General features: G+C 62.6%; 25 protein-coding genes. 7 read left to right on the forward strand and 18 right to left on the reverse strand.

The features are described 5' to 3' along the window. Positions 1–15 precede the first annotated feature (15 nt). Genes NKI01_RS09835 through NKI01_RS09850 form a run of 4 tightly spaced genes read right to left on the reverse strand, consistent with a single transcriptional unit; the run spans position 16 to position 3,339 of the window. A complete protein-coding gene (locus NKI01_RS09835; RefSeq protein ID WP_352963000.1) occupies positions 16–1,152 on the reverse strand; it encodes an ABC transporter permease in 1,137 nt (378 codons plus the stop codon). Continuing rightward, positions 1,149–2,027 carry an ABC transporter permease gene (locus tag NKI01_RS09840; protein ID WP_352495156.1) on the reverse strand — a complete coding sequence of 293 codons (879 nt, stop codon included), beginning with the start codon at positions 2,025–2,027 and terminating at the stop codon, positions 1,149–1,151. The genes NKI01_RS09835 and NKI01_RS09840 overlap by 4 nt, the downstream gene beginning before the upstream one ends. Beyond that, positions 2,028–2,558 (reverse strand): endonuclease domain-containing protein, encoded by a 531-nt coding sequence (locus NKI01_RS09845; RefSeq protein WP_502899429.1) that lies wholly within the window; start codon positions 2,556–2,558, stop codon positions 2,028–2,030. Further along, positions 2,548–3,339 (reverse strand): ABC transporter ATP-binding protein, encoded by a 792-nt coding sequence (locus NKI01_RS09850; protein WP_023720849.1) that lies wholly within the window; start codon positions 3,337–3,339, stop codon positions 2,548–2,550. Before NKI01_RS09850 ends, NKI01_RS09845 begins: the two co-directional genes overlap by 11 nt. A gap of 161 nt (positions 3,340–3,500) precedes the next feature. Between NKI01_RS09850 and NKI01_RS09855 the strand changes: the two genes are divergently transcribed. Continuing rightward, positions 3,501–3,905 carry a cupin domain-containing protein gene (locus NKI01_RS09855; protein WP_352482950.1) on the forward strand — a complete coding sequence of 135 codons (405 nt, stop codon included), beginning with the start codon at positions 3,501–3,503 and terminating at the stop codon, positions 3,903–3,905. A gap of 35 nt (positions 3,906–3,940) precedes the next feature. On the opposite strand, the gene NKI01_RS09860 is transcribed toward NKI01_RS09855, so the two are convergent. The 5 genes from NKI01_RS09860 to aptA form a co-directional block, all read right to left on the reverse strand. Continuing rightward, positions 3,941–4,279: a hypothetical protein gene (locus NKI01_RS09860; protein ID WP_352482948.1), complete on the reverse strand. Its 339-nt coding sequence runs from the start codon at positions 4,277–4,279 to the stop codon at positions 3,941–3,943. A gap of 29 nt (positions 4,280–4,308) precedes the next feature. Further along, positions 4,309–5,760, reverse strand: coding sequence for a dihydropyrimidinase (gene hydA, locus NKI01_RS09865; RefSeq protein WP_352589985.1), 1,452 nt, complete (start codon positions 5,758–5,760; stop codon positions 4,309–4,311). 75 nt (positions 5,761–5,835) lie between these two features. Beyond that, on the reverse strand, positions 5,836–6,243 hold the full coding sequence (locus tag NKI01_RS09870) for a contact-dependent growth inhibition system immunity protein (protein ID WP_352589982.1): 408 nt from the start codon (positions 6,241–6,243) through the stop codon (positions 5,836–5,838). After that, positions 6,240–7,490, reverse strand: coding sequence for a Zn-dependent hydrolase (locus tag NKI01_RS09875; RefSeq protein ID WP_352963005.1), 1,251 nt, complete (start codon positions 7,488–7,490; stop codon positions 6,240–6,242). Before NKI01_RS09875 ends, NKI01_RS09870 begins: the two co-directional genes overlap by 4 nt. A 68-nt stretch (positions 7,491–7,558) precedes the next feature. Next, entirely contained in the window at positions 7,559–8,887 is a 1,329-nt protein-coding gene (gene aptA, locus NKI01_RS09880) for an omega-aminotransferase AptA (protein ID WP_352495153.1), read from the reverse strand. A 243-nt stretch (positions 8,888–9,130) separates the two neighbouring features. Here aptA and NKI01_RS09885 point away from each other — a divergent pair, with 243 nt between their 5' ends. Beyond that, positions 9,131–9,772 carry a TetR family transcriptional regulator C-terminal domain-containing protein gene (locus NKI01_RS09885; protein WP_352482943.1) on the forward strand — a complete coding sequence of 214 codons (642 nt, stop codon included), beginning with the start codon at positions 9,131–9,133 and terminating at the stop codon, positions 9,770–9,772. Positions 9,773–9,782: 10 nt separating this feature from the next. Here the strand turns inward: NKI01_RS09885 and NKI01_RS09890 are convergent, their stop codons facing one another. Continuing rightward, positions 9,783–10,655, reverse strand: coding sequence for a helix-turn-helix transcriptional regulator (locus NKI01_RS09890; RefSeq protein WP_352963008.1), 873 nt, complete (start codon positions 10,653–10,655; stop codon positions 9,783–9,785). Positions 10,656–10,760: 105 nt separating this feature from the next. Between NKI01_RS09890 and NKI01_RS09895 the strand changes: the two genes are divergently transcribed. Both NKI01_RS09895 and NKI01_RS09900 read left to right on the forward strand, forming a co-directional pair. Next, on the forward strand, positions 10,761–11,612 hold the full coding sequence (locus NKI01_RS09895; RefSeq protein WP_352963011.1) for an SDR family NAD(P)-dependent oxidoreductase: 852 nt from the start codon (positions 10,761–10,763) through the stop codon (positions 11,610–11,612). After that, positions 11,609–12,331 carry an SDR family oxidoreductase gene (locus tag NKI01_RS09900; RefSeq protein WP_352855218.1) on the forward strand — a complete coding sequence of 241 codons (723 nt, stop codon included), beginning with the start codon at positions 11,609–11,611 and terminating at the stop codon, positions 12,329–12,331. The genes NKI01_RS09895 and NKI01_RS09900 overlap by 4 nt, the downstream gene beginning before the upstream one ends. A gap of 28 nt (positions 12,332–12,359) precedes the next feature. On the opposite strand, the gene NKI01_RS09905 is transcribed toward NKI01_RS09900, so the two are convergent. The 5 genes from NKI01_RS09905 to NKI01_RS09925 all read right to left on the reverse strand — a co-directional run bounded on the left by NKI01_RS09905 (position 12,360) and on the right by NKI01_RS09925 (position 16,571). After that, entirely contained in the window at positions 12,360–12,737 is a 378-nt protein-coding gene (locus tag NKI01_RS09905; RefSeq protein WP_023720860.1) for a DoxX family protein, read from the reverse strand. Between the two features lie 59 nt (positions 12,738–12,796). Beyond that, positions 12,797–13,255 carry a carboxymuconolactone decarboxylase family protein gene (locus tag NKI01_RS09910; protein WP_352495150.1) on the reverse strand — a complete coding sequence of 153 codons (459 nt, stop codon included), beginning with the start codon at positions 13,253–13,255 and terminating at the stop codon, positions 12,797–12,799. Between the two features lie 13 nt (positions 13,256–13,268). Continuing rightward, positions 13,269–13,787, reverse strand: coding sequence for an RrF2 family transcriptional regulator (locus NKI01_RS09915; protein ID WP_352495149.1), 519 nt, complete (start codon positions 13,785–13,787; stop codon positions 13,269–13,271). A gap of 103 nt (positions 13,788–13,890) precedes the next feature. Then, a complete protein-coding gene (gene preA, locus NKI01_RS09920; protein WP_352495148.1) occupies positions 13,891–15,204 on the reverse strand; it encodes an NAD-dependent dihydropyrimidine dehydrogenase subunit PreA in 1,314 nt (437 codons plus the stop codon). Between the two features lie 2 nt (positions 15,205–15,206). Continuing rightward, entirely contained in the window at positions 15,207–16,571 is a 1,365-nt protein-coding gene (locus NKI01_RS09925) for an NAD(P)-dependent oxidoreductase (RefSeq protein WP_352963015.1), read from the reverse strand. Positions 16,572–16,983: 412 nt separating this feature from the next. Between NKI01_RS09925 and NKI01_RS09930 the strand changes: the two genes are divergently transcribed. Beyond that, a complete protein-coding gene (locus NKI01_RS09930; protein WP_023720865.1) occupies positions 16,984–17,760 on the forward strand; it encodes a VOC family protein in 777 nt (258 codons plus the stop codon). A 117-nt stretch (positions 17,761–17,877) separates the two neighbouring features. Here NKI01_RS09930 and NKI01_RS09935 read toward each other — a convergent pair whose 3' ends face one another. After that, complete coding sequence (locus tag NKI01_RS09935) at positions 17,878–18,384, reverse strand: hypothetical protein (protein ID WP_031194518.1); 507 nt, start codon at positions 18,382–18,384, stop codon at positions 17,878–17,880. Between the two features lie 181 nt (positions 18,385–18,565). On the opposite strand from NKI01_RS09935, the gene NKI01_RS09940 reads away from it, so the two are divergent. Beyond that, on the forward strand, positions 18,566–18,958 hold the full coding sequence (locus tag NKI01_RS09940) for a DoxX family protein (RefSeq protein ID WP_023720867.1): 393 nt from the start codon (positions 18,566–18,568) through the stop codon (positions 18,956–18,958). Between the two features lie 4 nt (positions 18,959–18,962). On the opposite strand, the gene NKI01_RS09945 is transcribed toward NKI01_RS09940, so the two are convergent. Beyond that, positions 18,963–21,404 (reverse strand): GcvT family protein, encoded by a 2,442-nt coding sequence (locus tag NKI01_RS09945; RefSeq protein ID WP_352963018.1) that lies wholly within the window; start codon positions 21,402–21,404, stop codon positions 18,963–18,965. A 79-nt stretch (positions 21,405–21,483) separates the two neighbouring features. Further along, positions 21,484–23,022: a trimethylamine methyltransferase family protein gene (locus tag NKI01_RS09950; protein ID WP_352495144.1), complete on the reverse strand. Its 1,539-nt coding sequence runs from the start codon at positions 23,020–23,022 to the stop codon at positions 21,484–21,486. Positions 23,023–23,240: 218 nt separating this feature from the next. On the opposite strand from NKI01_RS09950, the gene NKI01_RS09955 reads away from it, so the two are divergent. Continuing rightward, a complete protein-coding gene (locus NKI01_RS09955) occupies positions 23,241–23,831 on the forward strand; it encodes a transglycosylase SLT domain-containing protein (RefSeq protein WP_352495143.1) in 591 nt (196 codons plus the stop codon). The last annotated feature ends 11 nt before the right edge of the window (positions 23,832–23,842 follow it).

Here is a 23,842-nt window from a genome sequence, read left to right on the forward strand (position 1 = left end):
CTAAACCCACCGCCCCTATCCACCACGGACAGAGGGATGCCAAAACGTGATTGCTCTCTCGAAAAGAGCGACCACGCCATAAAAGACCGAACCCGCAAGTGCTGCAACTGCGATTTCGGCCCACACCATGTCGATGTTCATCCGCCCGACTTCCGTCGAAATGCGGAATCCCATGCCGACCACCGGCGTGCCGAAGAACTCGGCGACGATGGCGCCGATCAGCGCCAGCGTCGAATTGATCTTCAACGCATTGAAGATGAACGGTGCCGCCGCCGGCAGCCGCAGCTTGAACAGCGTCTGCCAGTAGCTCGAGGCATAGGTGCGCATCAGGTCGCGCTCCATATGGCCGGAGGCGGTAAGCCCGGCGACGGTGTTCACCAGCATCGGGAAGAAGGTCATGATTATGACCACGGCTGCCTTGGATTGCCAGTCGAAGCCGAACCACATGACCATGATCGGCGCGACGCCGATGATCGGCAGCGCCGACACCATATTGCCGATCGGCAAAAGCCCGCGCCGCAGGAACGGCACACGGTCGGCGGCGATGGCAACGAGGAAGCCGGCGCTGCTGCCCACGACATAGCCGAAGATCACCGCCTTGAAGATGGTCTGCCTGACATCGGCCCCCAGCACCGGCAGCGAGCCGACGATGCGTGCACCGATGGCGCTTGGCGGCGGCAACAGGATGAAGGGAACGCCGGCGCCACGCGTCACCGCCTCCCAGATGATCAGGATCCAAGCGCCGAAGATGGCTGGAATGATCAGGCGCAAGGCGGTTGACGCCCAGCGCGACGTCGGGCGAACCGACGACAAGACCGTTACGCAGCGCCAGGCCAAAAACCACGCCGCGACGAGCAGCAGATAGAAGGAGCCACGAGCGCTGCCCTCATTGCCGGTTATGCCGGCGAGCAACATCCACGCCGCGCCGTGAGCGCCAAGGAACAGCAACACCACCCCGATCATCGGTGGAAAGTTGTCGGCCTCGATTGCCATGAGCAGCAAAATGAAAATCAAAACCGTAGTCGCCATGCCGTAACCGGGCGTAGCACTGACGAGCGGCCAAAGAAGCAGCGCGCCGACAAGCAGGATAAGCGCGGCATATCCTTGCCAGGATCGGGGGGTGATTGAGGAAAGGCTCAGGAGCGAGCTCATGCCGGCCTCCCGCCCATGGCGCGGTCAACAAGGCGCCCAGCAATGCCGACCAGCATAACCAGCAGCGCCGCCACCACCGAGCCGGCGACCAGCGCCGACCAGATGTCGATCGTCTGGCTGTAGTAGGCGCCGGCGAGCAATTTGGCCCCGATGCCGGCGATGGCGCCGGTCGGCAGCTCGCCGACAATGGCGCCGACGAGGCTGGCGGCCACCGCCACCTTCATCGAGGTGAACAGGAACGGCACCGAGGCCGGCACCCGCAATTTCCAGAAGGTCTGCGAGGGACTGGCATTATAGGTATGCATCAGGTCGAGATGGGTGAGCTCGGGCGAGCGCAGCCCCTTCACCATGCCAACCGCCACCGGGAAGAACGACAGATAGGTCGAGATCAGCGCTTTCGGGATCAGCCCGGTGATGCCGACCGCCGCCAGCACGACAATGATCATCGGCGCCACCGCCAGGATCGGAATGGTCTGCGAGGCGATGATCCACGGCATCATGCTGCGGTCGAGCGTCGCCACATGCACGATGCCGACGGCGATGACGATGCCGAGCGCCGTGCCGAAGGCAAAGCCGAGCAGCGTCGACGACAGCGTCACCCAGGCATTGTAGACAAGGCTGCGGTTCGAGGTGATGCTGCGCAAAAAGGTGTTTTCGAAAAAATTCACCGCCACCTGGTGTGGCGCCGGTAGCGTCGGCTTCGGTTGTGCCAGCGTCTTGCCGATGAATTCCACAATGCCCGGTGTCAAATTGGCGCGGCGGTCGAGATCGCGCTGGAACGGCGCGTTGAGGACAACGGCCATGACGTACCAGACGACGACCACGCCCAGGAGGATCGAGGTCACGGGAACGATCTTGTCGCGAAACGAGTCCATCTAGCGATCCTCGGGCGCTTGGCGCCCTCCTCTCCCCAACGGGGAGAGGGTGGCCGGAGCGAAGCGGAGGCCGGGTGAGGGGGTAGAAATCTTTCCGTCGAGGCAAGCCAATATCGTATCAAGGACCGCTCGACGTTCGGCCAGAACTTCATGGTTCCAGAACCGAAGAACGGAATAGCCATAGCCATTCAGCCAAGCAGTTCTCGCCGTATCGGTTGGAGAATCCGCATGCTGACTGCCGTCGACTTCAACAATCAGACCCTTCTCGCGACAAACGAAGTCCGCGATGAAAAGGCCAAGGGGCACCTGCCTCACAAATTTGTAGCCGTTGAGATGACGTCCTCTCAGTTCCCCCCAAAGCCGGTACTCAGCCTCGGTCTCGTCAAACCGGAGCTTTCGGGCACGAGCGGTTGCCCCAACATTTCTTTTAGTTGGATCTGTTAGCGCCGCCCCCTCACCCGACCTCCGCTTCGCTCCGGCCACCCTCTCCCCGTCGGGGAGAGGAGGACCCTCATCCCGCTCAATCATCATAGCTGTGCCCTGCCCTCAGCCCGTCGCGCACCCGTGCCGCGATGGCCAGGAACTCCGGCGTCTCGCGGATATCGAGCGGCCGCTTCTTCGGCAGCGTCGATTCTATGACATCGCTGACACGCCCCGGGCGCGGCGACATGACGATGATGCGCGTCGACAGATAGACCGCCTCGGGGATCGAATGGGTGACGAAGCAGATGGTCTTGTTGGTCCGCTCCCAAAGCTCCAGCAGTTGTTCGTTGAGGTGGTCGCGCACGATCTCGTCCAGCGCGCCGAACGGTTCGTCCATCAACAAAAGGTCGGCATCGAAGGCGAGCGCCCGTGCGATCGAGGCGCGCTGCTGCATGCCGCCCGAAAGCTGCCAAGGGTATTTCTTCTCGAAGCCGCTGAGGTTGACGAGGTCGAGGGTTCGCTTGATGCGCGCCGCCTGCTCCGCCCTGGACAGGCCCATGATCTCCAGCGGCAGCGCCACATTGCGCTCGATCGTGCGCCACGGATAAAGTGCGGCCGCCTGGAAGACATAGCCATAGGCGCGGCGCTGGCGCGCCTGCTCGGGCGTCATGCCGTTGACGGAAATGGCTCCCGATGTCGGCTTCTCCAGATCGGCGATGACGCGCAGCAAGGTCGTCTTGCCGCAGCCGGAGGGCCCGATGAAGGACACGAATTCGCCCTTGCCGATGGTCAGGTCGACATTCGACAGCGCCTGCACCGGACCGTCATTGGTCTGGAAGGTCAGGCCAAGCTTGCTTGCCGAAACAACGGCTGGCGATGCTCCCGTCATCGGCCGTAGCCTGTCGCTTCCGGCCACTGCGGCGCCGGCCGGAATCCGATTGATTTTACCCCGATGTTGCTTTCCACTCGCCCAGTCCTACTCGCCCCAGTTCTACGTGCCGCAGTTCTACGTGCCCTTGTCCCATCAGATAGACGCCCGGAGTTGCCCCGATGTCGCCCAAACCGACGTGCCATCTTATCCGCCCTGAAAGCTCTTATGAAGGCAAGCAGGGCCTGAGCTATTTCGCCGGTATCGCCGCCGAAAGCGTCGGCTCTTCCGGCATCTGCATGCATCTGCTGACCATGCCTCCGGGCGCCCGCGCCAAGGCGCATATGCACGAAAACCATGAAACCGCGATCTATGTGCTCTCCGGCGAAGTCCATACCTGGTATGGCGACCGGCTCGAACAGCATATCGTGGTCAAGGCCGGCGATCTTTTCTATATTCCCCCCGGTGTGCCGCATCTGCCGGCCAATCTGAGCGACAGCCCCGCCTCGGCGGTTATTGCCCGCACCGATCCCAACGAACAGGAAAGCGTCGTCCTGCTGCCGGAACTGGACGGGTTGGTCGCCTGAGGACTGGGTCGAGGCGGCGGCCGTCATCGGCACCGTCACGAACATGATTTCAGCGGCCCCATCTCCTCAAGGCCGGGAATGGTCACGAAGAAACCGTCCCCTCCTTTGTTGATGACCTTGACGACATCCGTGGTCGTCCCCTTCTCGCCCTCGGCGAAACAGGTGGAGCTCAACAACTGGGTGCCAGGCGTCGTCGTCAATGGCTGTGCGAACTCGCAGCCGCTGCCATAGGTTTCGACGCCCTCGGCGGTCAGCACGACATAATCGTCGCTGTCCTGATAACCGAGCCGTACACCAGCGCAGCCGACCTCATTGCCAAAGGAGCCGGCAAGGACGTCCGCCGCCGGCCCGGCGGCAAGGATCACCGCGGCCATTGAGATGATCGCTCCGTGGCTCGCCAAGCTCAAACGCCCGTCGCCGGGATGCCTGTACGCTCCACCTTGCGCGGCGCGGAAATTTCCTTCCAGGTCGACAGTGCCCGGTTGACCGCCGCGTTCGGCTCGCGAGCGACGAATTCGCCATGGCCGGGCTTTGCCTTAACCTCGTTTTCCTCGATCGACAGTTCGCCGCGCGAGAAGACGAAGCGCGGCAGGCCGGTTACCTCAAAACCTTCGAAGACGTTGTAGTCGATCACCGACTGCTGCTTCTTGGCCGTGATCTTCTTCTTGCGCTTCGGGTCCCAGACGAGAATGTCGGCGTCCGCGCCTTCGACGATGGCGCCCTTCTTCGGATACATGTTCAGTATCTTGGCGATGTTGGTCGAGGTCACCGCGACGAACTCGTTCATCGTCAGCCGGCCGGTGTTGACGCCGGTCGTCCACAGCACTGGCAAACGATCCTCGAGCCCGCCCGTGCCATTCGGGATCTTGGTGAAGTCGCCGACTCCGTTGCGCTTCTGCTTGGTGGTGAAGGCACAATGGTCGGTCGCCACCACTTGCAGCGACCCGGACTGCAGGCCCGCCCACAGCGAATCCTGATGCCATTTGTTGCGGAAGGGCGGGCTCATGACGCGGCGCGCCGCATGGTCCCAGTCCTTGTTGAAATATTCGCTCTCGTCCAGCGTCAGGTGCTGGACCAGCGGCTCGCCGAACACCCGCATGCCTTTCTGGCGCGCCCGGCGGATGGCTTCGTGCGCCTGCTCGCAGGAGACATGCACGACATAGAGCGGCACGCCGGCCATGTCGGCGATCATGATGGCGCGGTTGGTCGCCTCGCCTTCCACTTCCGGCGGGCGTGAATAGGCGTGCCCTTCGGGGCCATTGTTGCCCGCCGCCAGCAGCTTCTGCGATAGCGCCGCCACCACGTCGCCATTCTCGGCATGGACCAGCGGCAGCGCGCCAAGATCGGCGCAGCGCTGGAACGACGAATACAGCTCGTCGTCGTCGACCATCAGCGCGCCCTTGTAGGCCATGAAATGCTTGAACGAGGTAATGCCCCTATCGACGACGGTGGCCATCTCGTCGAACACCTGCTTGCCCCACCATGTGATCGCCATGTGGAAGGAATAGTCGCAGGACGCCTTCGAAGTCTTGTTGTCCCACATCTGCAGGGCCTCGAGCAGCGATTGCCGCGGCGCCGGCAGGCAGAAGTCGACAACCATCGTCGTGCCGCCGGCAAGCGCGGCGCGCGTGCCGGATTCGAAATCGTCGGCCGAATAGGTGCCCATGAACGGCATTTCGAGATGGGTATGCGGGTCGATGCCGCCCGGCATCACATAGCAGCCGCTGGCGTCGAACTCATGGTCGCCATGCAGGTCCGGCCCGATGCCGACGATCTTGCCGTGCCTGAACAGCACGTCGGCCTTCCACGTCCGGTCCGCGGTGACGATGGTGCCATTCTTGATGACTTTGGACATTTTCTTGTTCCCCTATATGTCCGCGTTGGCAAGCTTAAGCTTTCTTCGATCTGGCGGTTCCCGCGTCCTGACCGCTCAAAATTTCCCAGGCGGAACCGAATTGTGGCCGATGCTTGCCGATGTCTGACATGGTTTGGTCAAGCGATTGCAGGATCCCGTCAAGCTCAATCCAAAGATCCTGGTTTCCATCCAGAACTCCGGAGAAATCTTGAGGCAGTTCATAAGTAGATCGCCATCGTGGAACGTCACTGCGATCAACGGGTTTTCAGTCAGTATGGATATCGCTTTGGGGACCACATATTCCAGCCCGAATCCTTGGCTGACCAGCAGCCTTATTTGCTCCCCCCTAAGGTTCCGCAGCGGCGTTGCCAACGCGATGCTGCATTGTTCGACGAGAGAGGTTTGAAATGGAGGCTGATCTGCCTTCCAGCCCAGAAGCACGTTGAGCGTCCGATCCTCGTCAAGATTGCGACGCGGCTTCATTCGACAATCACCGCCGTATCGACCACCGCGTGGAACAGCACATCGGCGCCGGCCGTTGCCCATTCCCTGGTGATCTCCTCGGCCTCGTTGTGGCTGAGCCCGTCGACGCAGGGACACATCACCATCGCCGTCGGTGCGACGCGGTTGATCCAGCAGGCGTCATGGCCGGCGCCGGAGACGATATTGCGGTGCGTATATCCCAGGCGCTCCGCCGCATCCCGCACCGCCTTGACGCAGCCCGCGTCGAAAGTGACCGGATCGAAATGGCCGACCTGCTCGATTTGATATTTAATGTCGAGCGCGTCGCAGATCGTGTCGATGCCTTCCCGGATGCGGCCGTCCATGGCGTCCAGCACTTCCTTTTCCGGTGAGCGGATGTCGATGGTGAAGACGGTGCGACCGGCGATGATGTTGCGCGAGTTCGGATAGACCTCCATATGGCCGACCGCGCCAACGGCGTCCGGCTGGTAGTCCATGGCGATCTCGTGCACCAACTCGATCACCCGCGCCATGCCGAGCCCGGCATTGCGCCGCTTCGGCATCGGCGTCGAGCCGGTATGCGCCTCCCTGCCGGTCAGCGTCACCTGCAGCCATTTCAGTCCCTGGCCATGGGTGACGACGCCAATGTCGATGCCCTCGTCCTCGAGGATCGGGCCCTGCTCGATATGCAATTCGAAGAAGGCGTGGATCTTGCGCTCACCGACTTTCTCGGTGCCCTTCCAGCCGATCCGTTCGAGCTCCTCGCCGAATTTCTTGCCGTCCTTGTCGACATGCGAATAGATTTCGGCCTGATCGAGCACGCCGGCGAATACCCCGGACGCCATCATCGCCGGCGCAAAGCGCGCGCCTTCCTCGTTGGTCCAGTTGGTGACGACGATCGGGTGCTTGGTCTTGATGCCGAGATCGTCGAGCGAGCGCACAACCTCCAGGCCGCCGAGCACGCCGAGCACGCCGTCATACTTGCCGCCGGTCGGCTGCGTATCGAGATGGCTGCCGACATACACCGGCGGCAGGCTGGGGTCGGTGCCTTCGCGACGGGCAAACATCGTGCCCATCTCGTCGACGCCCATTTCGAGCCCCGCCTCATCGCACCAGCGCTTGAACAGATGCCGCCCTTCGCCATCCTCGTCGGTAACGGTCTGGCGATTATTGCCGCCGGCAATGCCGGGGCCGATCTTCGCCATCTCCATTATCGAATCCCACAAACGGTCTGAATTGATTCGCAGATTCTCGCCGGGGGCGGCCATTCAAGTTCCTCTCATTTACTCACATTAGGACGACGGTTCCCGTCGTCGCCCTACATGTTGGGGAGCATCTAGTCCACCGCCCTCAGCACTTCGCGCACATGGTCGATCAATTCGTTGATCTGGCCCTTGGTAATGATGAGCGGTGGCGACAGAGCGATGATGTCGCCGGTGGTGCGGATCAGCGCACCGCGGTCGAACGCCTTGACGAAAGCCGAGAAGGCGCGCTTCGTCGGCTGGCCTGCGATCGGCGCCAGCTCGATCGCGCCGATCAGGCCGATGTTGCGGATGTCGATGACGTTCGGTTCGCCCTTCAGCGAGTGCAGCGCGTCCTCCCAGTACGGCGCCAGTTCCTCGCCGCGCGTCAGCAGCCCCTCTTCCTTGTAGGTGTCGAGTGTGCCCAGCGCCGCCGCGCAGGCGATCGGATTGCCCGAATAGGTGTAGCCGTGGAAGAACTCAATCATATGCTCGGGCCCGGTCATGAAGGCGTCGTGGATTTCCTTCTTGACGAACACCGCGCCCATCGGGATGACGCCATTGGAGACGCCCTTGGCCGTCGTCATGATATCCGGGGTGACACCGAAATAGTCGGCGGCAAACGGCGTGCCGAGGCGGCCAAAACCGGTGATGACCTCGTCGAAGATCAGCAAGATGCCGTGCTTGGTGCAGATCTCGCGCAGCTTCTGCAGATAGCCCTTCGGCGGCAGGATGACGCCGGTGGAACCGGCAACCGGTTCGACGATGACTGCGGCGATGGTCGACGCGTCGTGCAGGGCGACGATGCGTTCCAGCTCGTTGGCCAGTTCCGCGCCATGCTCGGGCACGCCTTTCGTGAAGGAGTTCTTTTCCGGCAAATGCGTGTGTGGCATGTGATCTACGCCGCCGAGCAGCGTGCCAAACATCTTGCGGTTGGTGACGATGCCGCCGACCGAGATGCCGCCGAAATTGACGCCGTGATAGCCGCGCTCGCGGCCGATCAGCCGGGTGCGCGAGCCCTCGCCTTTTACGCGGTGATAGGCGATCGCCATCTTCAGCGCCGTCTCGACTGATTCCGAGCCGGAATTGGTGAAGAACACATGGTCCATGCCCTTCGGGGCGATGTCGACCAGGCGATTGGCCAGCTCGAACACGATCGGGTGGCCCATCTGGAAGGCCGGCGCATAGTCGAGCTCTGCCGCTTGGCTCTGGATCGCCTCGGTGATCTTCGGGCGGCAGTGGCCGGCATTGACGCACCACAGGCCGGCGGTGCCGTCGAGAACCTTGCGCCCGTCGCTGGTCGTGTAATGCATGTCCTTGGCCGACACCATCATGCGCGGCGCCTGCTTGAACTGCCGGTTTGCCGTGAACGGCATCCAGAATGCGCTGAGATCGTTCGGCGTGACTTTCAGCCGGTTGGACATGACCAAGACTTCCCCTTGTAACCTGTTTCGGTGCGGCTAACGCTTGGTCTTTCCAACACTTGGTCTTTGCTGCGTTTTCGTGCTACGCAAATTTTTGACCGGTTGGACAAACGTTAGCACCGCCTTATCAGCGGTCAAGGGATTACTAGCGGAAATGCGGCTTTCGAAGTGCGCTCCACAGGGCGGGGAAAAACTGGTCCAGAGAATTGGTCCAGACGCTCCTCACAGCGAAGGTTGTTCGAGGTGACGGGGGCGGTCGAAAGCTCCGCTCCACGCCGCACCCGCATCCAGCTGGAAAAGCGCGAGCTCATTCTGGAGGCGGCGCTCGAAGTCTTCTCCACCAACGGTTTTCGCGGTTCGACCATCGACCAGATCGCCGAAGCCGCCGGCATGTCGAAGCCGAACCTGCTCTATTATTTCCGCCGCAAGGAGGACATCCACGAGACGCTGATGCAACGGCTTCTCGACACCTGGCTGGCGCCGCTGCGCGAACTCGACGACATTGGCGATCCGCTGACCGAACTGCGCAACTACATCAGGCGCAAGCTCGAAATGGCGCGCGATTTCCCGCGCGAGAGCCGGCTATTCGCTAATGAGATCCTGCAGGGCGCGCCGCGCATCATGCCGATGCTGGAAGGTGAGTTGAAGACGCTGGTCGACGAGAAAGCCAACGTCATCAAGGGCTGGATGCGCGCCGGCAAGATTGCCCGCACCGACCCCTGGCACCTGATCTTCTCGATCTGGGCGACGACGCAGCATTATGCCGATTTCGACGTCCAGGTCCGCGCCGTGCTCGGCCCCGACCGCGGCGGCGACGGCCGCTTCGAGGATGCCGCAAGGTTTCTCGAGCAACTGTTCATCGACGGGCTGAAGCCGAAAGACTAGCCTTGATGGTTCACGCGCTGCGCCGCGCGGCCGGCAGCGCATCGAGCAGCTTCTGCAGCTTGGCGATCGAATTCTGCTCGGCGAGCGGCGTGTAGACGATCAGCTTCATGTCCGAGCCGTCGTCGATCGACAGGCTCATATGTTCGAACGCCATGGCGCCCGCTATCGGATGCCTGACATGCTTCACACCCGATAGGTTGCGGGCCACATCGCGCAGCGGCCACCAGGCGCGGAACTCCGGGCTTGAACGCGTCATCAGCGCAATCAACCGCTCGAAATCCGGATCGCCGACATACTTCGCGCTTTCCGCCCGGAATGACGCCAGCACGGCGCGCGCCAGTTCCTCCCAGTCGGCGAGCAGGCGCCGATGCTGCGGGCTGGTGAAAACCATATGGACGATGTTGCGGGCATCGCCCTCCAGCAGGCCATAATCGCCGAACACGGCTGCCGCCGCCGGGTTCCAGGCCAGCACATCCCAGCGCCGCCCGACGACATAGGCCGGCTGCAGGACCAGGCTCTGCAGCATGTGCAGCAAGGGGCCGTCGATCTTTTCCGGCGCGTCGACGCGACGCTCCGGCTGCGGCCGGCCGGCGAGAATAAACAGATGCCGTTGCTCAGCCGCGTCCAGGCGCAGCGCCTGGCTGAGTGCGGTCAGCACTTCCACCGACGGCCGAACGTCGCGGCCCTGCTCCAGCCAGGTGTACCAGGTCGTGCCGACGCCGGCGATCATCGCCACCTCCTCGCGCCGCAGCCCGGGCGTGCGCCGGCGTAAGCCGGTCGAGATGCCGGTGGCCGAAGGCGTCAGCCTTTCGCGCCGCGAACGCAGGAAGGCGCCGAGCTCGCGGCGGCGGCTGTCTTCGGCGGAATGCGCGGTGGAATCCATGGCCGCTATTATAGCAGTACCGATACCAGGATAAAGTTTGAACTGTTTGGCAAGTGGCTGGTGCCCCATCTTTCCGCTCAGAGCGATGAGATGGAGGCTCTGAACATGGAACTGAAAGACAAGACAATCCTCATCACCGGTTCGACCGACGGCGTCGGCCGCGTCGTCGCGCAAAGGCTCGGCGCCGGCGGCGCCCGCATCCTGGTGCATGGCCGCGACGCGACCAGGGGCAAGGCGATCGTGGCCGAGATCGAAGCCGCCGGCGGCAAAGCCGAGTTGCTCGTGGCCGATCTCTCCTCCCTGGCCGAGGTCCGCCGCCTCGCCGAGGCTGTTCGCGCCCGCACGGGCCGACTCGATGTCCTCATCAACAATGCCGGCGTCGGCACCGCCGGCCCCAACGCCAAACGACAGGTCAGCGCCGACAGCTACGAACTGCGCTTTGCCGTCAACTATCTCGCCGGCTTCCTGCTCACCACGGAGCTGCTGCCGCTGCTCAAGGCCAGCGCGCCGGCGCGCATTGTCAACGTCGCCTCGGCCGGCCAGCAGGCGATCGATTTCGACGACGTCATGCTGACCCGCTCCTATGACGGCGTCCGTGCCTACTGCCAGAGCAAGCTGGCGCAGATCATGTTCACCATCGATCCGGCGGAGCAGCTGAACGGCATCGGCGTCACGGTCAACAGCCTGCATCCGGCAAGCTACATGAACACCACGATGGTGCGGCAGGCGGGCGTCACACCCTGGAGCTCGGTCGAAACCGGCGCCGAAGCCATCATCAACCTCGCCGCATCGCCGGCCCTGGAAGGGCGGAGCGGCCTCTATTTCGACGGCCAAAAAGAATCCCGCGCCGATGCGCAAGCCTATGACGCTAAGACACGACGTCGATTGCGGGAATTGAGCCTCGGTCTTGTCGGGCTCGCACCGGCTTCCGCAACATCGAAGAGAGAAAATTCATGATCGAGAAAGCGCAACACACTGTGGTCGTCGGCGGCTCCTCCGGCATCGGCCTCGCCACCGCGAAAAAACTGCTTGGCCCGGGCATGAAGGTGACGATCACCGGGCGCAGCCGGGAACGGCTCGACAACGCATGGCAAAGCCTTGGCGGTGCCGTCGGAAAAGCTGCCTTCGATGCCGCGAAGCCGGACGAGGTTCGCCGGTTTTTCAGCGATCTCGGCCCTTTCGATCACCTGGTGCTGGCCGCGAGCGGCGGCAAGGGGCTCGGCCCGTTCGAAACGCTTGACCTGACCGACATCGGCGGCGGCGTCGACGAGAAGGTCCGGCCGCAGCTCTCCTGCCTGCAGGCCGCCTTGCCGACGCTGAACAAGAGCGGCTCGGTGACTTTCATCTCGGCGGTGTCGGCGCAATTGTCGGCGCCGGGTGTCGCCGGCATCGCCGCCGTCAACGGCATGCTGCTGACCGTAGTGCCGATCCTGGCAATGGAGCTGAAGCCGTTACGCGTCAATGTCGTGGCGCCGGGCGTCATTGACACGCCCTGGTGGGATTTTTTGCCTGATGAACAGCGCCATGCGGTGTTTGCCGATTATGCAGGCAAGACGCCGGTCGGCCGCATCGGCCGCGCCGAGGACGTTGCTGAGGCGATCGCGTTCCTGGTTTCGAACAGCTTCGTCACCGGCCAGATCCTGACCTGCGACGGCGGCTTGCGGTATGCGGCGTAACGCGGCTACATCTACGCGGCAATCGCTTTCAAAGCGACTGCGCGATCAGCGCCAGAAATCCTCCGGTCAGCGCGACGTTGCCGACAAAGCCATTGATGCGGGACGCGCGCTCGGGACCCTGATGATCCCAGAAATTATGGAACATCGGCGTAGCAACGACAAGGAACAACACCAGGCACAGAGCGGCGGCAGCGGTCCAGATGCCCGCGATCACCAGTGCTCCGGTGACGGTCTGCAGGACGATCCCCAGCCAGAGCACCAGCCGCGCCTGCGGCACGCCGCGCGTCGTCATCAATTGGGTCAGGAACGCCGCGTTTTGGATGTTGCGCAGGCCGGCAAAGACAAAGGCGCCGCCGAGCAGCAGGCGGGCCGCGAATAGAATCTCACTATCAAAGCTTGAAAACATGCTGTTGGTCCTTGGGCAGAAAAGAGGCGCGCGACGCAGGCCGCGCGCCTGGTCCATGCTCAAGCGGCCATGACCGCCGGCATCGGATGGATTGCATGGAACGGAACGCAAAGTCGGTTCCAGGTGTTGATCATGCCGAGTGCAACCGACAGCTTGACCAACTCCTGCTCCGAAAAATGCTCGAGCGTCCTTGCGTAGAGTTCGTCCGAAACACCGTTGTCGGCGATCCTGGTCAGCGCGTCGGTCCAGGCAAAGGCTGCGCGTTCGCGCTCTGAAAATAGCGGCGATTCCTTCCAGGCGGAGACGAGATAGAGCCGCTGCTCGCTCTCGCCGTCGTGGCGCGCCTCGCGGCTGTGCATCTCGACGCAATACGAGCAGCCGTTGATCTGCGACGCCCTGAGCTTGATCAGATGCAACAGGCTTTTTTCGAGCCCGCATTCGTCGACTGCCTTGTTGAGCACCGACACCGCCTTCATGATCTCCGGCGCCGCGCCGAAAAATTGCAGCCTCTCTTTCATCGTTTTTAGCCTTTCATGCTTGCTTGGTTGAACTTGATTTCTGCGGACGCTGACGGCGCTCGACGAAGGCGCAGTTGGCGGCGACCGAACGGGGATCGGCATCGGCCGTGTATTCTGCAACGATGTCGGACAGCCGGGCGTCGGCGAGCGCTGCGCGGTAGGCACGCTCGGCCTTCAGCATCGCCACCTTGATGCCGCAGGGTTTGACATAAACCGAGGCATCGAGCCTGGCGGGGCCGCGCTGGCGGATTTCGGCGCAGCGAAAGGCCGGTTCTCGCCCTTCGACGGCCAACACGATATCGAGCAGCGTAATGCGTTCCGCCGGCCGCGCCAGCCGGTAGCCGCCGGACGGCCCCGGAACCGATTCCAGAATGCCCGACACCGTCAGCATGTTGAGATGCTTGAGGAGATAGCTCGGCGACAGCCCGAACGCTTCCGCCATGGCAGCACCCGGCATGGTCGCGGCGCCATCAACGCCAGCAAGCATCGCGGCGCAGTGGATGGCCGCTTCGACGCCCTCACCCAGCTTCATTTCGCTCTCCTAGTCATGGATATAGATTATCGTGGATAATCTTTGTCCGCAATAGGGAAATTAAAAAAGCGGCGCCCGTGAACGCCGCTTTTTTTTCGCAATGCTATTCCGCCGCCACCTTGGCCATCGGGTTGTTCGGATGCGTCGTCCAGTTGGCGTAGATCGGTGACACCGGCTTGCCGGTGCGCTGGTCCATCACGCCGACCGCCAGCGGCTCCATGGTGATGCAGTTCTCGACCGGGCAGACATTGACGCAGAGATTGCAGCCGACGCATTCGGCCTCGATCACCTCGAAATGCCTGACGCCGTCCACCATGCTGGTGATCGCCTGGTGCGAGGTGTCCTCGCAGGCGATGTGGCAGCGGCCGCATTTGATACAGGCGTCCTGGTCGATATGCGCCTTGGCGATATAGTTGAGGTTGAGATACTGCCAGTCGGTGACGTTGGGCGTGGCGCGGCCGACGATGTCGTCGAGCGAGGCATGGCCCTTCTCGTCCATCCAGTTTTCCAGGCCGGCGATCATCTCCTGCACGATCTTGAAGCCATAGGTCATTGCCGCCGTGCACACCTGCACATTGCCGGCGCCGAGCGCCATGAACTCGGCGGCGTCGCGCCAGGTGGTGATGCCGCCGATACCGGAGATCGGCAGGCCATGCGTTTCCGGGTCGCGCGCGATCTCGGCCACCATGTTCATCGCGATCGGCTTCACCGCCGGACCGCAATAGCCGCCATGCGAACCCTTACCGTCGATCGTCGGCTCCGGTGCGAAATTGTCGAGATTGACGCCGGTGATCGAATTGATGGTGTTGATCAGCGACACCGCGTCGGTGCCGCCGGCAAGGGCAGCGCGTGCCGGCTTGCGTATGTCGGTGATGTTGGGCGTCAGCTTGGTGATGACCGGCATGCGGGTGTTGGCCTTGCACCAGCGCACCACCATTTCGATGTATTCCGGCACCTGGCCGACCGCCGCACCCATGCCGCGTTCCGACATGCCGTGCGGGCAGCCGAAATTGAGCTCGATACCATCAGCGCCGGTCTCCTCGACCACCGGCAGGATAGCCTTCCAGGCATGCTCCTCGCACGGCACCATCAGCGAGACGACGATCGCCCGGTCGGGCCAATCCATCTTGACCTGCTTGATCTCGCGCAAATTGACCTGCAGGTCACGATCGGTGATCAGCTCGATATTGTTCAGGCCAAGCAGGCGACGATCGGCGCCCCAGATCGCGCCGTAGCGCGGGCCATTAACGTTGACCACCGGCGGACCCTCTTCGCCGAGCGTCTTCCAGACAACGCCGCCCCAGCCCGCCTTGAAGGCGCGGATGACGTTGTAGGCCTTGTCGGTCGGCGGCGCCGAGGCCAGCCAGAACGGGTTCGGCGATTTGATGCCGACGAAATTATTGCGGATGTCTGCCATGCTCATGCCCTCCCGTTCGAGGCAAGTGCCCGATGAATGCTTTCCGCCGCGTCGCGGCCTTGCGCGACGGCCGAGACGGTCAGGTCGTCGCCGCCAAAGATGCAGTCGCCGCCGGCCCAGACGTTTGGCAGCGAGGTGCGGCCTTCGGCGTCGACCTTGATGCGGCCGGCTTCCAGGTCAAGCAAAGCCCCGCTGCCGTTGAGCGCAGCCGGGACAAAACTCTGGCCGATCGCCTTGAACACCTGGTCGGCGGTCAGTGTCAGCCGCTCGCCGGTGCCGACGAGCCGGTCGCCGTCCATCGCGGTGTATTCGAGCTCGATCGCCGACACCTTGCCGCCATCGGCAATGACCCGCTTCGGCTGCAGCCAGTGCCGGATGATGACGCCGTTGGCAGCGGCCAGGTCCTGCTCGAATTCGGAGGCGTTCATGTGCTCCGGGCCGCGCCGATAGCAGATCGTCACCTCTTCGGTCCCGAGCAGCTTCGATTGCACCGCCGCGTCGATCGCCGTCATGCCGCCGCCGATGACGACAACACGCCGGCCGACCGGCAGGCTGGCCAGATCACTGGCCTGACGGAGCTCGGCAATGAACTCGACAGCATTGGTGACGCCTTGCGCCTCCTCGCCATCCGCTCGCAAGGCATTGACGCCGGCAAGCCCCATGCCGAGGAACACCGCGTCGTAATTCCGGGTCAGGTCCGACAGCTGGTAATCACGGCCGAGCGCCTTGCCGTTCTGGATGTCAATGCCGCCGATCGACGTGACATAGTCCACCTCGGCTTGGGCGAAATTGTCGACGCTCTTATAGGCCGCGATACCGTATTCATTAAGGCCGCCGGCCTTCGGGCGGGCTTCCAGGATGGTCACGTCGTGGCCGTAGCGGGCGAGCCGATGGGCGGCCGCTAGCCCGGCCGGACCGGCGCCGACCACGGCGACGGTCTTGCCGGTCGGTTCGGGGCGCTTGTAGAACTGCTTGTTTTCGGCCATGGCGACATCGGTGGCGTAGCGCTGCAGGCGACCAATCTGCACCGGCTTGCCTTCGGCCACTTCGCGCACGCAGACCTCTTCGCACAGCGTCTCGGTCGGGCAGACGCGGGCGCACATGCCGCCCAAGATGTTCTGGTCGAAAATCGTCTTGGCTGAGCCGATCGGATTGCCCGTCGAAATCTGGCGGATGAACAGCGGGATGTCGATCGAGGTCGGGCATGCATTCATGCACGGCGCGTCATAGCAGAAGTAGCAGCGGTCGGACTCGACCAGCGCCTCGTGGTGATCGAGCGGCGGATGCAGGTCGGCGAAATTATCGGCGTATTGTTCCGGCGAAAGCCGCCCGCCGGCAATGCCTTGCTTGAACTGGCCTTCTGCCATCGTCAGTTCCCCATGTTCTTGTTTTGGGGAAGGCTAGCACGTTTTATTTTTTTATCAATTGGTCAATTTTCGGCGCAAGCGACTGAAAAGCTTCAACAAACATGACTGTAATAATCATGTTTTTCCAAACGGCCATATACGTCACGAAGCAGGTACGGAACCGCATTCAGGAGCGTTGCCATGGATCAACCTGATCTCGTCGCACAGCGCGACAAGTTCGGAAGTGAGCGACATCCGGCGCATGGATCAACAACCCCTCGTTGACTGCAAGCAAAGTCGAAAACCACAGGGCGCGCAACCCGGTAACATTTCCGGTTTGCCGTCATCTTTTTTGGTTGGCTGTCGGATTTTCGTCGTGAAGATCGTCCTAGAATGGATCGCGCATGATCGAAAAACCGCAAGGAGCACGACAATGCCACAGTCCCCCATGCCCTTCTTCTGGTACGAGCTGATGACCACCGATCTCGACGCCGCCGAGGCGTTCTACACCGCCGTGGTAGGCTGGCGGGGGCAGCCTTTCGACGGGGCGCCGGGCATGCCGCGCTATATCGTCATGAATGTCGGCGAGCGCGGCGTCGGCGGGCTGATGACGCTGCCCGATGACGCGCGCAAGATGGGAATGCCGCCGGCCTGGATCGGTTATATCCTCACCAGGGATGTCGATGCCGCAACGGCCTCCCTCAAGAAGGCTGGTGGCGCGGTTCACCGCGAGCCAGACGACATTCCGGGCGTTGGCCGCTTCGCCGTCGTTGCCGATCCGCAAGGCGCGATGTTCAACTTCCTGCAGCCCAGCGGTCCCGACCAGCCGCCGCTACCATTGGCGACACCCGGCAACATCGGCTGGCATGAGCTCTACACATCAGACTGGAAGGCGGCGTCCGATTTCTATTCCAGTCAGTTCGGCTGGGAGAAGGGCGACGCCATGGATATGGGTCCGATGGGCGTCTACCAGCTTTTCGCCTTCGGCGGCGAGCCCGTTGGCGGCATAATGAACAAGCCCGAGCAGATCCCGATGCCGGTCTGGCAGTTCTATTTCAACGTGCCCGGCATCGACGCGGCAGCCAAGCGCGTCACCGACAATGGCGGCAAGATCCTGATGGGTCCGATGGAGGTCCCCGGCGGCAGCTGGATCGTGCAGTGCACAGACCCGCAAGGCGCCCATTTCGCGCTAATGGCACCGGTGCGGTAGCAACGTCGCGTCGCGATTGGCGAAACCGGCAGCAAAAACCGATCTCCCCCCTCGTGGGGGAGATGTCCGGCAGGACAGAGAGGGGCGCTGTCCCTCCAACCTTACGCTCTTTGAGAACTATTCCGGCGTCAGCACGGAAACTTTGAGATCGGGCTTCTTGGCGCCGCTGAGCTGGATGGTCGCCGGGCCGGCGGCTAGCTTGAAGCGCACGCTCTTGCGGATCCCCGGACAGGTTTTTATACCACTGAAAGCCGCCGACTTCACGGCTTTACCGTCCTGAACGACATCGATCCAAGCCTCATCAGACAGGCTGATCTGGAGCTCTCCCTCCGGGGGCACGGCCACGCTCGCCATCGCGCCGAATGTACCGGCTGCCGGCGCGCGTTCCGGCGGAACGGTGAAGCTGATCGTGCCGACCGGCGCCAACGCCACATCTGCAGCCTCGCCGACCGAAAGGTCAGCGCCGGACTGCGCGGCGGGCGCCGCCGCAAACAGGGCCTCCTCGCGCGTCACCGGCCATTTGAAGGCAGCACAGCCGGCATCGTCGGCCGTGGCGACGCTGGTGCCTGCAAGGATGGCGAATAGGCTGACGACGACTTTTCTCATGGCAAACGGAACCCACATGGTTTGGAGTGTCTGGATATCACTACAACTATAGCATTTAAAATACAACCCTGGAGAGAAAAATATTAAAAGAACGAGGAACATTTCCAATCACTGATTGTGGCTGGCGGGCCATGCGAAGTGAATGGTCCCCTGTCGGGCGATGATCTATGGCCGGTTCGGGGGTAAAATGGAGTCTTAGATGAAGCTTTTCGACGGTCTTGTCAGATATCAGCTGCAGGCTCTGGCCGCATTGCGCTTCGTGACGGCACTGCAATTCATCGAACATGGTACGCAAAAGCTGTTCAATTTCCCCGTCGGCGACCATGCCGGCGCCCTGAGCGGGCTATCGCTGACCGCGGCCATCCTGGAATTCGCCGGTGGCATCCTGCTGGTATTGGGGCTTTTCACTAGGCCGGTGGCATTCCTTCTCAGCGGTGAGATGGCGATCGCCTATTTCATGGCGCACATGCCGCGCGACTTCTTCCCGGTCAACAATGGTGGCGATGCGGCAATATCGTTCTGCTTCATCTTCCTCTATCTGGTATTCGCCGGCGCCGGCGCATTGGCGCTGGATAACCGCCGCAGCGCCTGAAACCTCACCCACGCATCCGCTCGAAGTTCGCGTCGAACAGTGGGACCGGCTGCATGCGCGCAACATGGCGTTTGCCCAGAAGCTCGATCTCAAAACCGTCGACTTCGTCGGCAATCTCTTTCGGCACATAGCCGATAGCGACGGATTTTTTCGAATGATGCGCATAGCCGCCCGACGTGACCCAGCCGCGCACGGCGCCGCCATGCCAGATTGGTTCGTCGCCGATGACGTCGGCATCGACAGCATCGACGACAAAGGCCCGCAGCCGCAGTCTGCCGCCTTGCTTGCGCTCTGCCAGCGCCGCCTGCTTGCCGATGAAATCGGCCTCCTTGGCATAGGCGACGAAGCGATCGAGGCCGGCCTCCAGCGGCCCATAGATCGGCCGGTATTCGCGCGCCCATGAGCCGTAATTCTTTTCCAGCCGCAATGCGTTGAGCGCTCGCGAGCCGAACAGGCCGATGCCGAATTCTTCGCCCGCCGCCATCAGCGCCTGATAGGCGGCGCGCTGATATTCCGGCGCCACCCAGATCTCGTAGCCGAGATCGCCGGTGTAGCTGACACGCCCGACCAGACACGGCGCCATGCCGATGTCCATCTTGCTGATGGCCATGAACGGAAAGGCCGTATTCGACACATCAGATCGTGTGACCTTTTCAAGAAGGTTCCGCGTGCTCGGCCCGGCGATCGATAAGCCGGTGAGTTTTGCTCCCAGCGCTTCGATACTGACCGAGCCGTCCTTCGGCAGATGCGCTTCGAACCAGCGCATATGGTACTGCTCGGCGACGCCGGAGCCGGCCAGGAACCAGCCGTCCCTTTCCGAATTTGGGCTGCTGAGATTGGCTAGCGTGAAATCGCCAATCAGCCTGCCGTCTTCCTTCAGCATCGGCGCCAGCGTCATGCGGCCGGGCCTTGGCAGCTTGCAGGCAAGCAGGCGGTCGAGCCAGGCTGCAGCGCCCTCGCCCGTCACCTTGTATTTGGCGAAGCTCGAAATCTCCGACAGGCCAACGCCTTCTCGAACGGTCTTGACCTCATTTGCGACATGCTCGAAATCGCTCGAGCGCCGCCACGAGAACTCGTCCCTCACGCCTTCCGGCGCATACCATAGCGGCACTTCCAGCCCATAGGCGACGCCCCATTGCGCGCCTTTGGCCGACAGGAGATCATAGACCGGTGTGGTCCTGAGCGGCCGTCCAGCGGGCAGTTCCTCGTTGGGGAAGCGGATCGAAAACCGCCGCGAATAGTTTTCGCGCACCTTGGCGTTGGTATAGGCCATCGTGGCCCAGTCACCGTAGCGCGACACATCCATCGCCCAGATGTCGGCGCCGGGATCGCCCTCGATCATCCAGTTCGACAGCGCCAGCCCGACGCCGCCCCCCTGTGAGAACCCGGCCATGACACCACAGGCCACCCAGAACCCCGGCAGGCCGCGCACCGGCCCGACCAGCGGATTGCCGTCCGGCGCGAAGGTGAAGGGCCCGTTGATGATCTGCTTGATACCGGTGTTCTGGAAGGCCGGGAAATGCCGGAAGCCGACCTCCAGCGATGGCGCGATGCGGTCGATGTCGGGCTCGAGCAACTCGTGGCCGAAGTTCCACGGCGTCTGGAACTCGGACCATGGCTTGTTGGCCTTTTCGTAAGTACCCATCAGCATGCCGCCGCGCTCCTGACGCAGATAGAGCTCGCCATCAAAGTCGACTGCATGGATGATTTCCGTGCCGGTCTTCTGGTTCCAGGCGGCGACTTCCGGCATGTCCTCGGTGATCAGGTACATGTGCTCCATCGCCAGCACCGGCAGCTCCAGCCCGACCATGCGGCCGACCTCGCGCGCCCACAGGCCGCCGGCGTTGACGACATGCTCGGCCACCACCTCGCCCTTGTTGGTAATGACGCGCCACAGCCCGTCGGCGCGCCGCACGATGTCCTCGACCTTGGTGAAGCGCTCAACCTCGGCCCCAAGCTTCCTCGCGGCCTTGGCGTAGGCGTGGGTAACGCCGGATGGATCGAGATGGCCATCCTCCTTGTTGCGGACGGCACCGACGAACTGCTTGGGATCGAGCAGAGGCATCAGTTCGGCGGCTTCGGCCGGCGATATCTCCTCGAGCTCGATGCCGAGATAGCGGCCCTTGGCGACAACGCCGCGCAGCCAGTCGAGCCGCGCCTCGGTCGCCGCCAGCAGCACACCGCCGGTCAGATGCACGCCGGTCGCCTGGCCGGACAGTTCCTCAATCTCCTTGTAGAGCGAGATCGTGTATTTCTGCAGCTTGGCGACATTGGGATCGCCGTTGATCGTGTGCATGCCGCCGGCCGCGTGCCAGGTCGAGCCGGAGGTCAATTCATCGCGCTCCAGGAGCACGATGTCGGTCCAGCCGTGCCGGGCCAGATGGAACAGCACGGAGCACCCGACGACGCCACCGCCAATAACCACGACCTTTGCATGTGATTTCATGGGATTCTCGTCATTTCAAAGAGTTGGATGGGTTTCATGATTCTGGAAGAGAAGAAGATGAATCCGAGAAGAGTGGTGCTTAAGGCTCGCTCTGCCCGATCGCTTCCTTGCGCTTGGCTAGGTACGCCTCCAGCGCCTCGCGCCTGGAGATTTCCATCACCGGCTCGGCGTAGTCCTCCAGCGCCTTCTTCCACAGCCTGGTCGCACGCGACGTGGCGTCGAGCCCACCGGCCTCCTGCCAGGCCTCGTAGTTCTGCCAGTTGGACAGTATCGGCTGGTAGAAGGCCGTGGCGTAGCGCTCCAGCGTGTGTGGCTCGCCGAAGAAGTGGCCGCCGGTCGGAACCGCACCCAGAGCCTCGACGGCAAGCTCGGCCTCGTTGACTTCGATCGGGCGCAAAAACTCCATCATGTGCTGGATCATCTCGACGTCGATGATGAACTTTTCGAACGATGCAGTTAGTCCGCCCTCCTGCCAGCCGGCGGCGTGATAGACGAGGTTGCCGTGGCCTAGCACCGCGCCCCACAGCGCCATCAGCGTCTCATAGGCGCCTTGCGCGTCGGCGGCATTGGAGGCTGAGCCCGGTGTCGTGCGATAAGGCAGCTTGTAACGCCGCGCCAACTGTCCGGACGCGATGTTCGCCTTGGTATTTTCAGGCGTGCCGAAGGCCGGCGCGCCCGATTTCATATCGACATTGGAGGTGAAGGCGCCATACATCACCGGCGCGCCGCGACGGACGAGCTGCGTCAGCACAACGCCAAACAGCGCCTCGGCATTCTGCTGGGCGAGCGCGCCGGCAAGCGTCACCGGGCTCATCGCTCCCATCAGCGTGAACGGCGTCACCGCCACCGACTGGCCGAACTCGGCCATCGTCATCAGCCCCTCGGCCATCATCTCGTCGAAGCGGCGCGGCGAGTTGACCGAAATGATCGTGGTGACCCCGGGATCGTCGCGCATCTCGTCAAGCGTCAGTCCGCGCGCGATTGCCATCATCTTGATGCCGTCGAGCGCCCTGCCACGGCCGATGGCCGAGACGTGAAAGCTTTTGTCCGTCAGCGTCAGATTGGCGAAATAGGTGTCGAGATGACGGGAATTCGCCGGCAATTCCACCGGCGCGCAGACCTGGTTGCCGAGCATGTGGATGCAGTTGAAATGCTGCGCCAGGCGGACGAGATCGGAATAATCGCGCAAATTGCCGGCACGGCGGCCGCGCTCCATGTCGTGCACATTGGGCGGCCCGGCGACGAGCGTGAAGTTGATGGTATTGCCGCCGAGGTGGACGGCATGGGCGGGATTGCGCGGCGTCAGAGTGTAGCTGGACTGTGTCGTCTTCAGCGCTTCCTCGATCATGCCGCGATCGATGCGGACGTTCATCGAGGCATGATCGACCTTGGCCCCGGCCTTCTCGAACAGCGACAGCGCCCGCGGGCTCATCACCTCGATGCCGAAATTCTCCAGGATATGCATAGAGGCTTCATGGATCGCCTCGATCTGGTCGGCCGAGAGCATCGCCATCGGCGGATAAGGGTTTGTCACCCGCCTGAGCGGCAGTTGCGGGATGGCGGTCGGTCCCCTGTTGCTCGTTCGCTCGGCGCCGCGCTTGCGTCTTGGTTCGCTCATGCGGCGCATCAAAGCGCCGGCACGAGGATCGAGCTGTCAAGAATCCGCCACCTGCGGGCGTGATTTTAGCCAAGGCGCCATTCCGGGAATTGCATATCGGTAAAAGCGACAACAAACGTCGGAATCTTCATACTTCCTCAGCGCCTGCCAAAGCGGCCGACGAGCCGTTAAGGAACGCCGCAAGATTCCTTTTATGTTTTCGGCCTAATGCTCTTCCAATGCGTAGGTCGAGTTTTAGTAAAATTGTAGCGATTGCCGTGCCGCTGACGCTTTCGGCATGCGCGACGCCGCCGAACCACATCAACGATGTCTGCGCCGTTTTCGACCAGAACGATGGCTGGTTCGACAACTGGCAGGCGGCGGCACAGCGCGCCGAGCAGAAATATGGGGTGCCGGTCCCCGTGCTGATGGCGACGGTGCGCAAGGAATCCGGCTTCAAGAGCAACGCCAGGCCGCCGCGCACCAAGCTGCTGGGCTTCATTCCCTGGAAACATATCTCCAGTGCCACCGGCTTCTCGCAGGCGCTCGACGGCACCTGGGCGCAATACCAGAACGAGACCGGCAGTTGGGCGGCGCGCCGCACCAGGTTTGCCGATGCCGTCGATTTTGTCGGCTGGTATCATTCCAAGACCGCCGACACGCTCGGCGTCGCCCGCAACGACACCTACAATCTGTATCTCGCCTACTATCTTGGCTGGAATGCCTATAAGCGCGGCAATCGCGGCGGCGCCGACGTGCAGCGCTATGCGCACGCCACCGAACAGATGGCGCAGGACTACGCCGCGCAGCTACGGCAATGCGCGCCCTAGCATATCAACGG

It is taken from the genome of Mesorhizobium sp. M0815 (genome assembly GCF_040319995.1).
In the GTDB taxonomy this organism is placed as follows: domain Bacteria; phylum Pseudomonadota; class Alphaproteobacteria; order Rhizobiales; family Rhizobiaceae; genus Mesorhizobium.

Excerpts from the sequence above, each read along its gene's own strand:
- NKI01_RS09915 (WP_352495149.1), bottom strand. The coding sequence starts at position 13,787 with ATGAAGCTGGGTGAGGGCGTCGAAGCGGCCATCCACTGCGCCGCGATG.
- NKI01_RS09900 (WP_352855218.1), top strand. The coding sequence starts at position 11,609 with ATGATCGAGAAAGCGCAACACACTGTGGTCGTCGGCGGCTCCTCCGGC.
- NKI01_RS09850 (WP_023720849.1), bottom strand. The coding sequence starts at position 3,339 with ATGACGGGAGCATCGCCAGCCGTTGTTTCGGCAAGCAAGCTTGGCCTG.
- NKI01_RS09835 (WP_352963000.1), bottom strand. The coding sequence starts at position 1,152 with ATGAGCTCGCTCCTGAGCCTTTCCTCAATCACCCCCCGATCCTGGCAA.
- NKI01_RS09925 (WP_352963015.1), bottom strand. The coding sequence starts at position 16,571 with ATGGCAGAAGGCCAGTTCAAGCAAGGCATTGCCGGCGGGCGGCTTTCG.
- NKI01_RS09895 (WP_352963011.1), top strand. The coding sequence starts at position 10,761 with ATGGAACTGAAAGACAAGACAATCCTCATCACCGGTTCGACCGACGGC.
- NKI01_RS09950 (WP_352495144.1), bottom strand. The coding sequence starts at position 23,022 with ATGAGCGAACCAAGACGCAAGCGCGGCGCCGAGCGAACGAGCAACAGG.
- NKI01_RS09910 (WP_352495150.1), bottom strand. The coding sequence starts at position 13,255 with ATGAAAGAGAGGCTGCAATTTTTCGGCGCGGCGCCGGAGATCATGAAG.
- NKI01_RS09930 (WP_023720865.1), top strand. The coding sequence starts at position 16,984 with ATGCCACAGTCCCCCATGCCCTTCTTCTGGTACGAGCTGATGACCACC.
- NKI01_RS09840 (WP_352495156.1), bottom strand. The coding sequence starts at position 2,027 with ATGGACTCGTTTCGCGACAAGATCGTTCCCGTGACCTCGATCCTCCTG.
- NKI01_RS09855 (WP_352482950.1), top strand. The coding sequence starts at position 3,501 with ATGTCGCCCAAACCGACGTGCCATCTTATCCGCCCTGAAAGCTCTTAT.
- NKI01_RS09875 (WP_352963005.1), bottom strand. The coding sequence starts at position 7,490 with ATGGCCGCCCCCGGCGAGAATCTGCGAATCAATTCAGACCGTTTGTGG.
- NKI01_RS09870 (WP_352589982.1), bottom strand. The coding sequence starts at position 6,243 with ATGAAGCCGCGTCGCAATCTTGACGAGGATCGGACGCTCAACGTGCTT.
- NKI01_RS09905 (WP_023720860.1), bottom strand. The coding sequence starts at position 12,737 with ATGTTTTCAAGCTTTGATAGTGAGATTCTATTCGCGGCCCGCCTGCTG.
- NKI01_RS09945 (WP_352963018.1), bottom strand. The coding sequence starts at position 21,404 with ATGAAATCACATGCAAAGGTCGTGGTTATTGGCGGTGGCGTCGTCGGG.
- hydA (WP_352589985.1), bottom strand. The coding sequence starts at position 5,760 with ATGTCCAAAGTCATCAAGAATGGCACCATCGTCACCGCGGACCGGACG.
- NKI01_RS09845 (WP_502899429.1), bottom strand. The coding sequence starts at position 2,558 with ATGATGATTGAGCGGGATGAGGGTCCTCCTCTCCCCGACGGGGAGAGG.
- NKI01_RS09955 (WP_352495143.1), top strand. The coding sequence starts at position 23,241 with ATGCGTAGGTCGAGTTTTAGTAAAATTGTAGCGATTGCCGTGCCGCTG.
- NKI01_RS09890 (WP_352963008.1), bottom strand. The coding sequence starts at position 10,655 with ATGGATTCCACCGCGCATTCCGCCGAAGACAGCCGCCGCCGCGAGCTC.
- aptA (WP_352495153.1), bottom strand. The coding sequence starts at position 8,887 with ATGTCCAACCGGCTGAAAGTCACGCCGAACGATCTCAGCGCATTCTGG.
- NKI01_RS09935 (WP_031194518.1), bottom strand. The coding sequence starts at position 18,384 with ATGTGGGTTCCGTTTGCCATGAGAAAAGTCGTCGTCAGCCTATTCGCC.
- preA (WP_352495148.1), bottom strand. The coding sequence starts at position 15,204 with ATGGCAGACATCCGCAATAATTTCGTCGGCATCAAATCGCCGAACCCG.
- NKI01_RS09860 (WP_352482948.1), bottom strand. The coding sequence starts at position 4,279 with ATGGCCGCGGTGATCCTTGCCGCCGGGCCGGCGGCGGACGTCCTTGCC.
- NKI01_RS09940 (WP_023720867.1), top strand. The coding sequence starts at position 18,566 with ATGAAGCTTTTCGACGGTCTTGTCAGATATCAGCTGCAGGCTCTGGCC.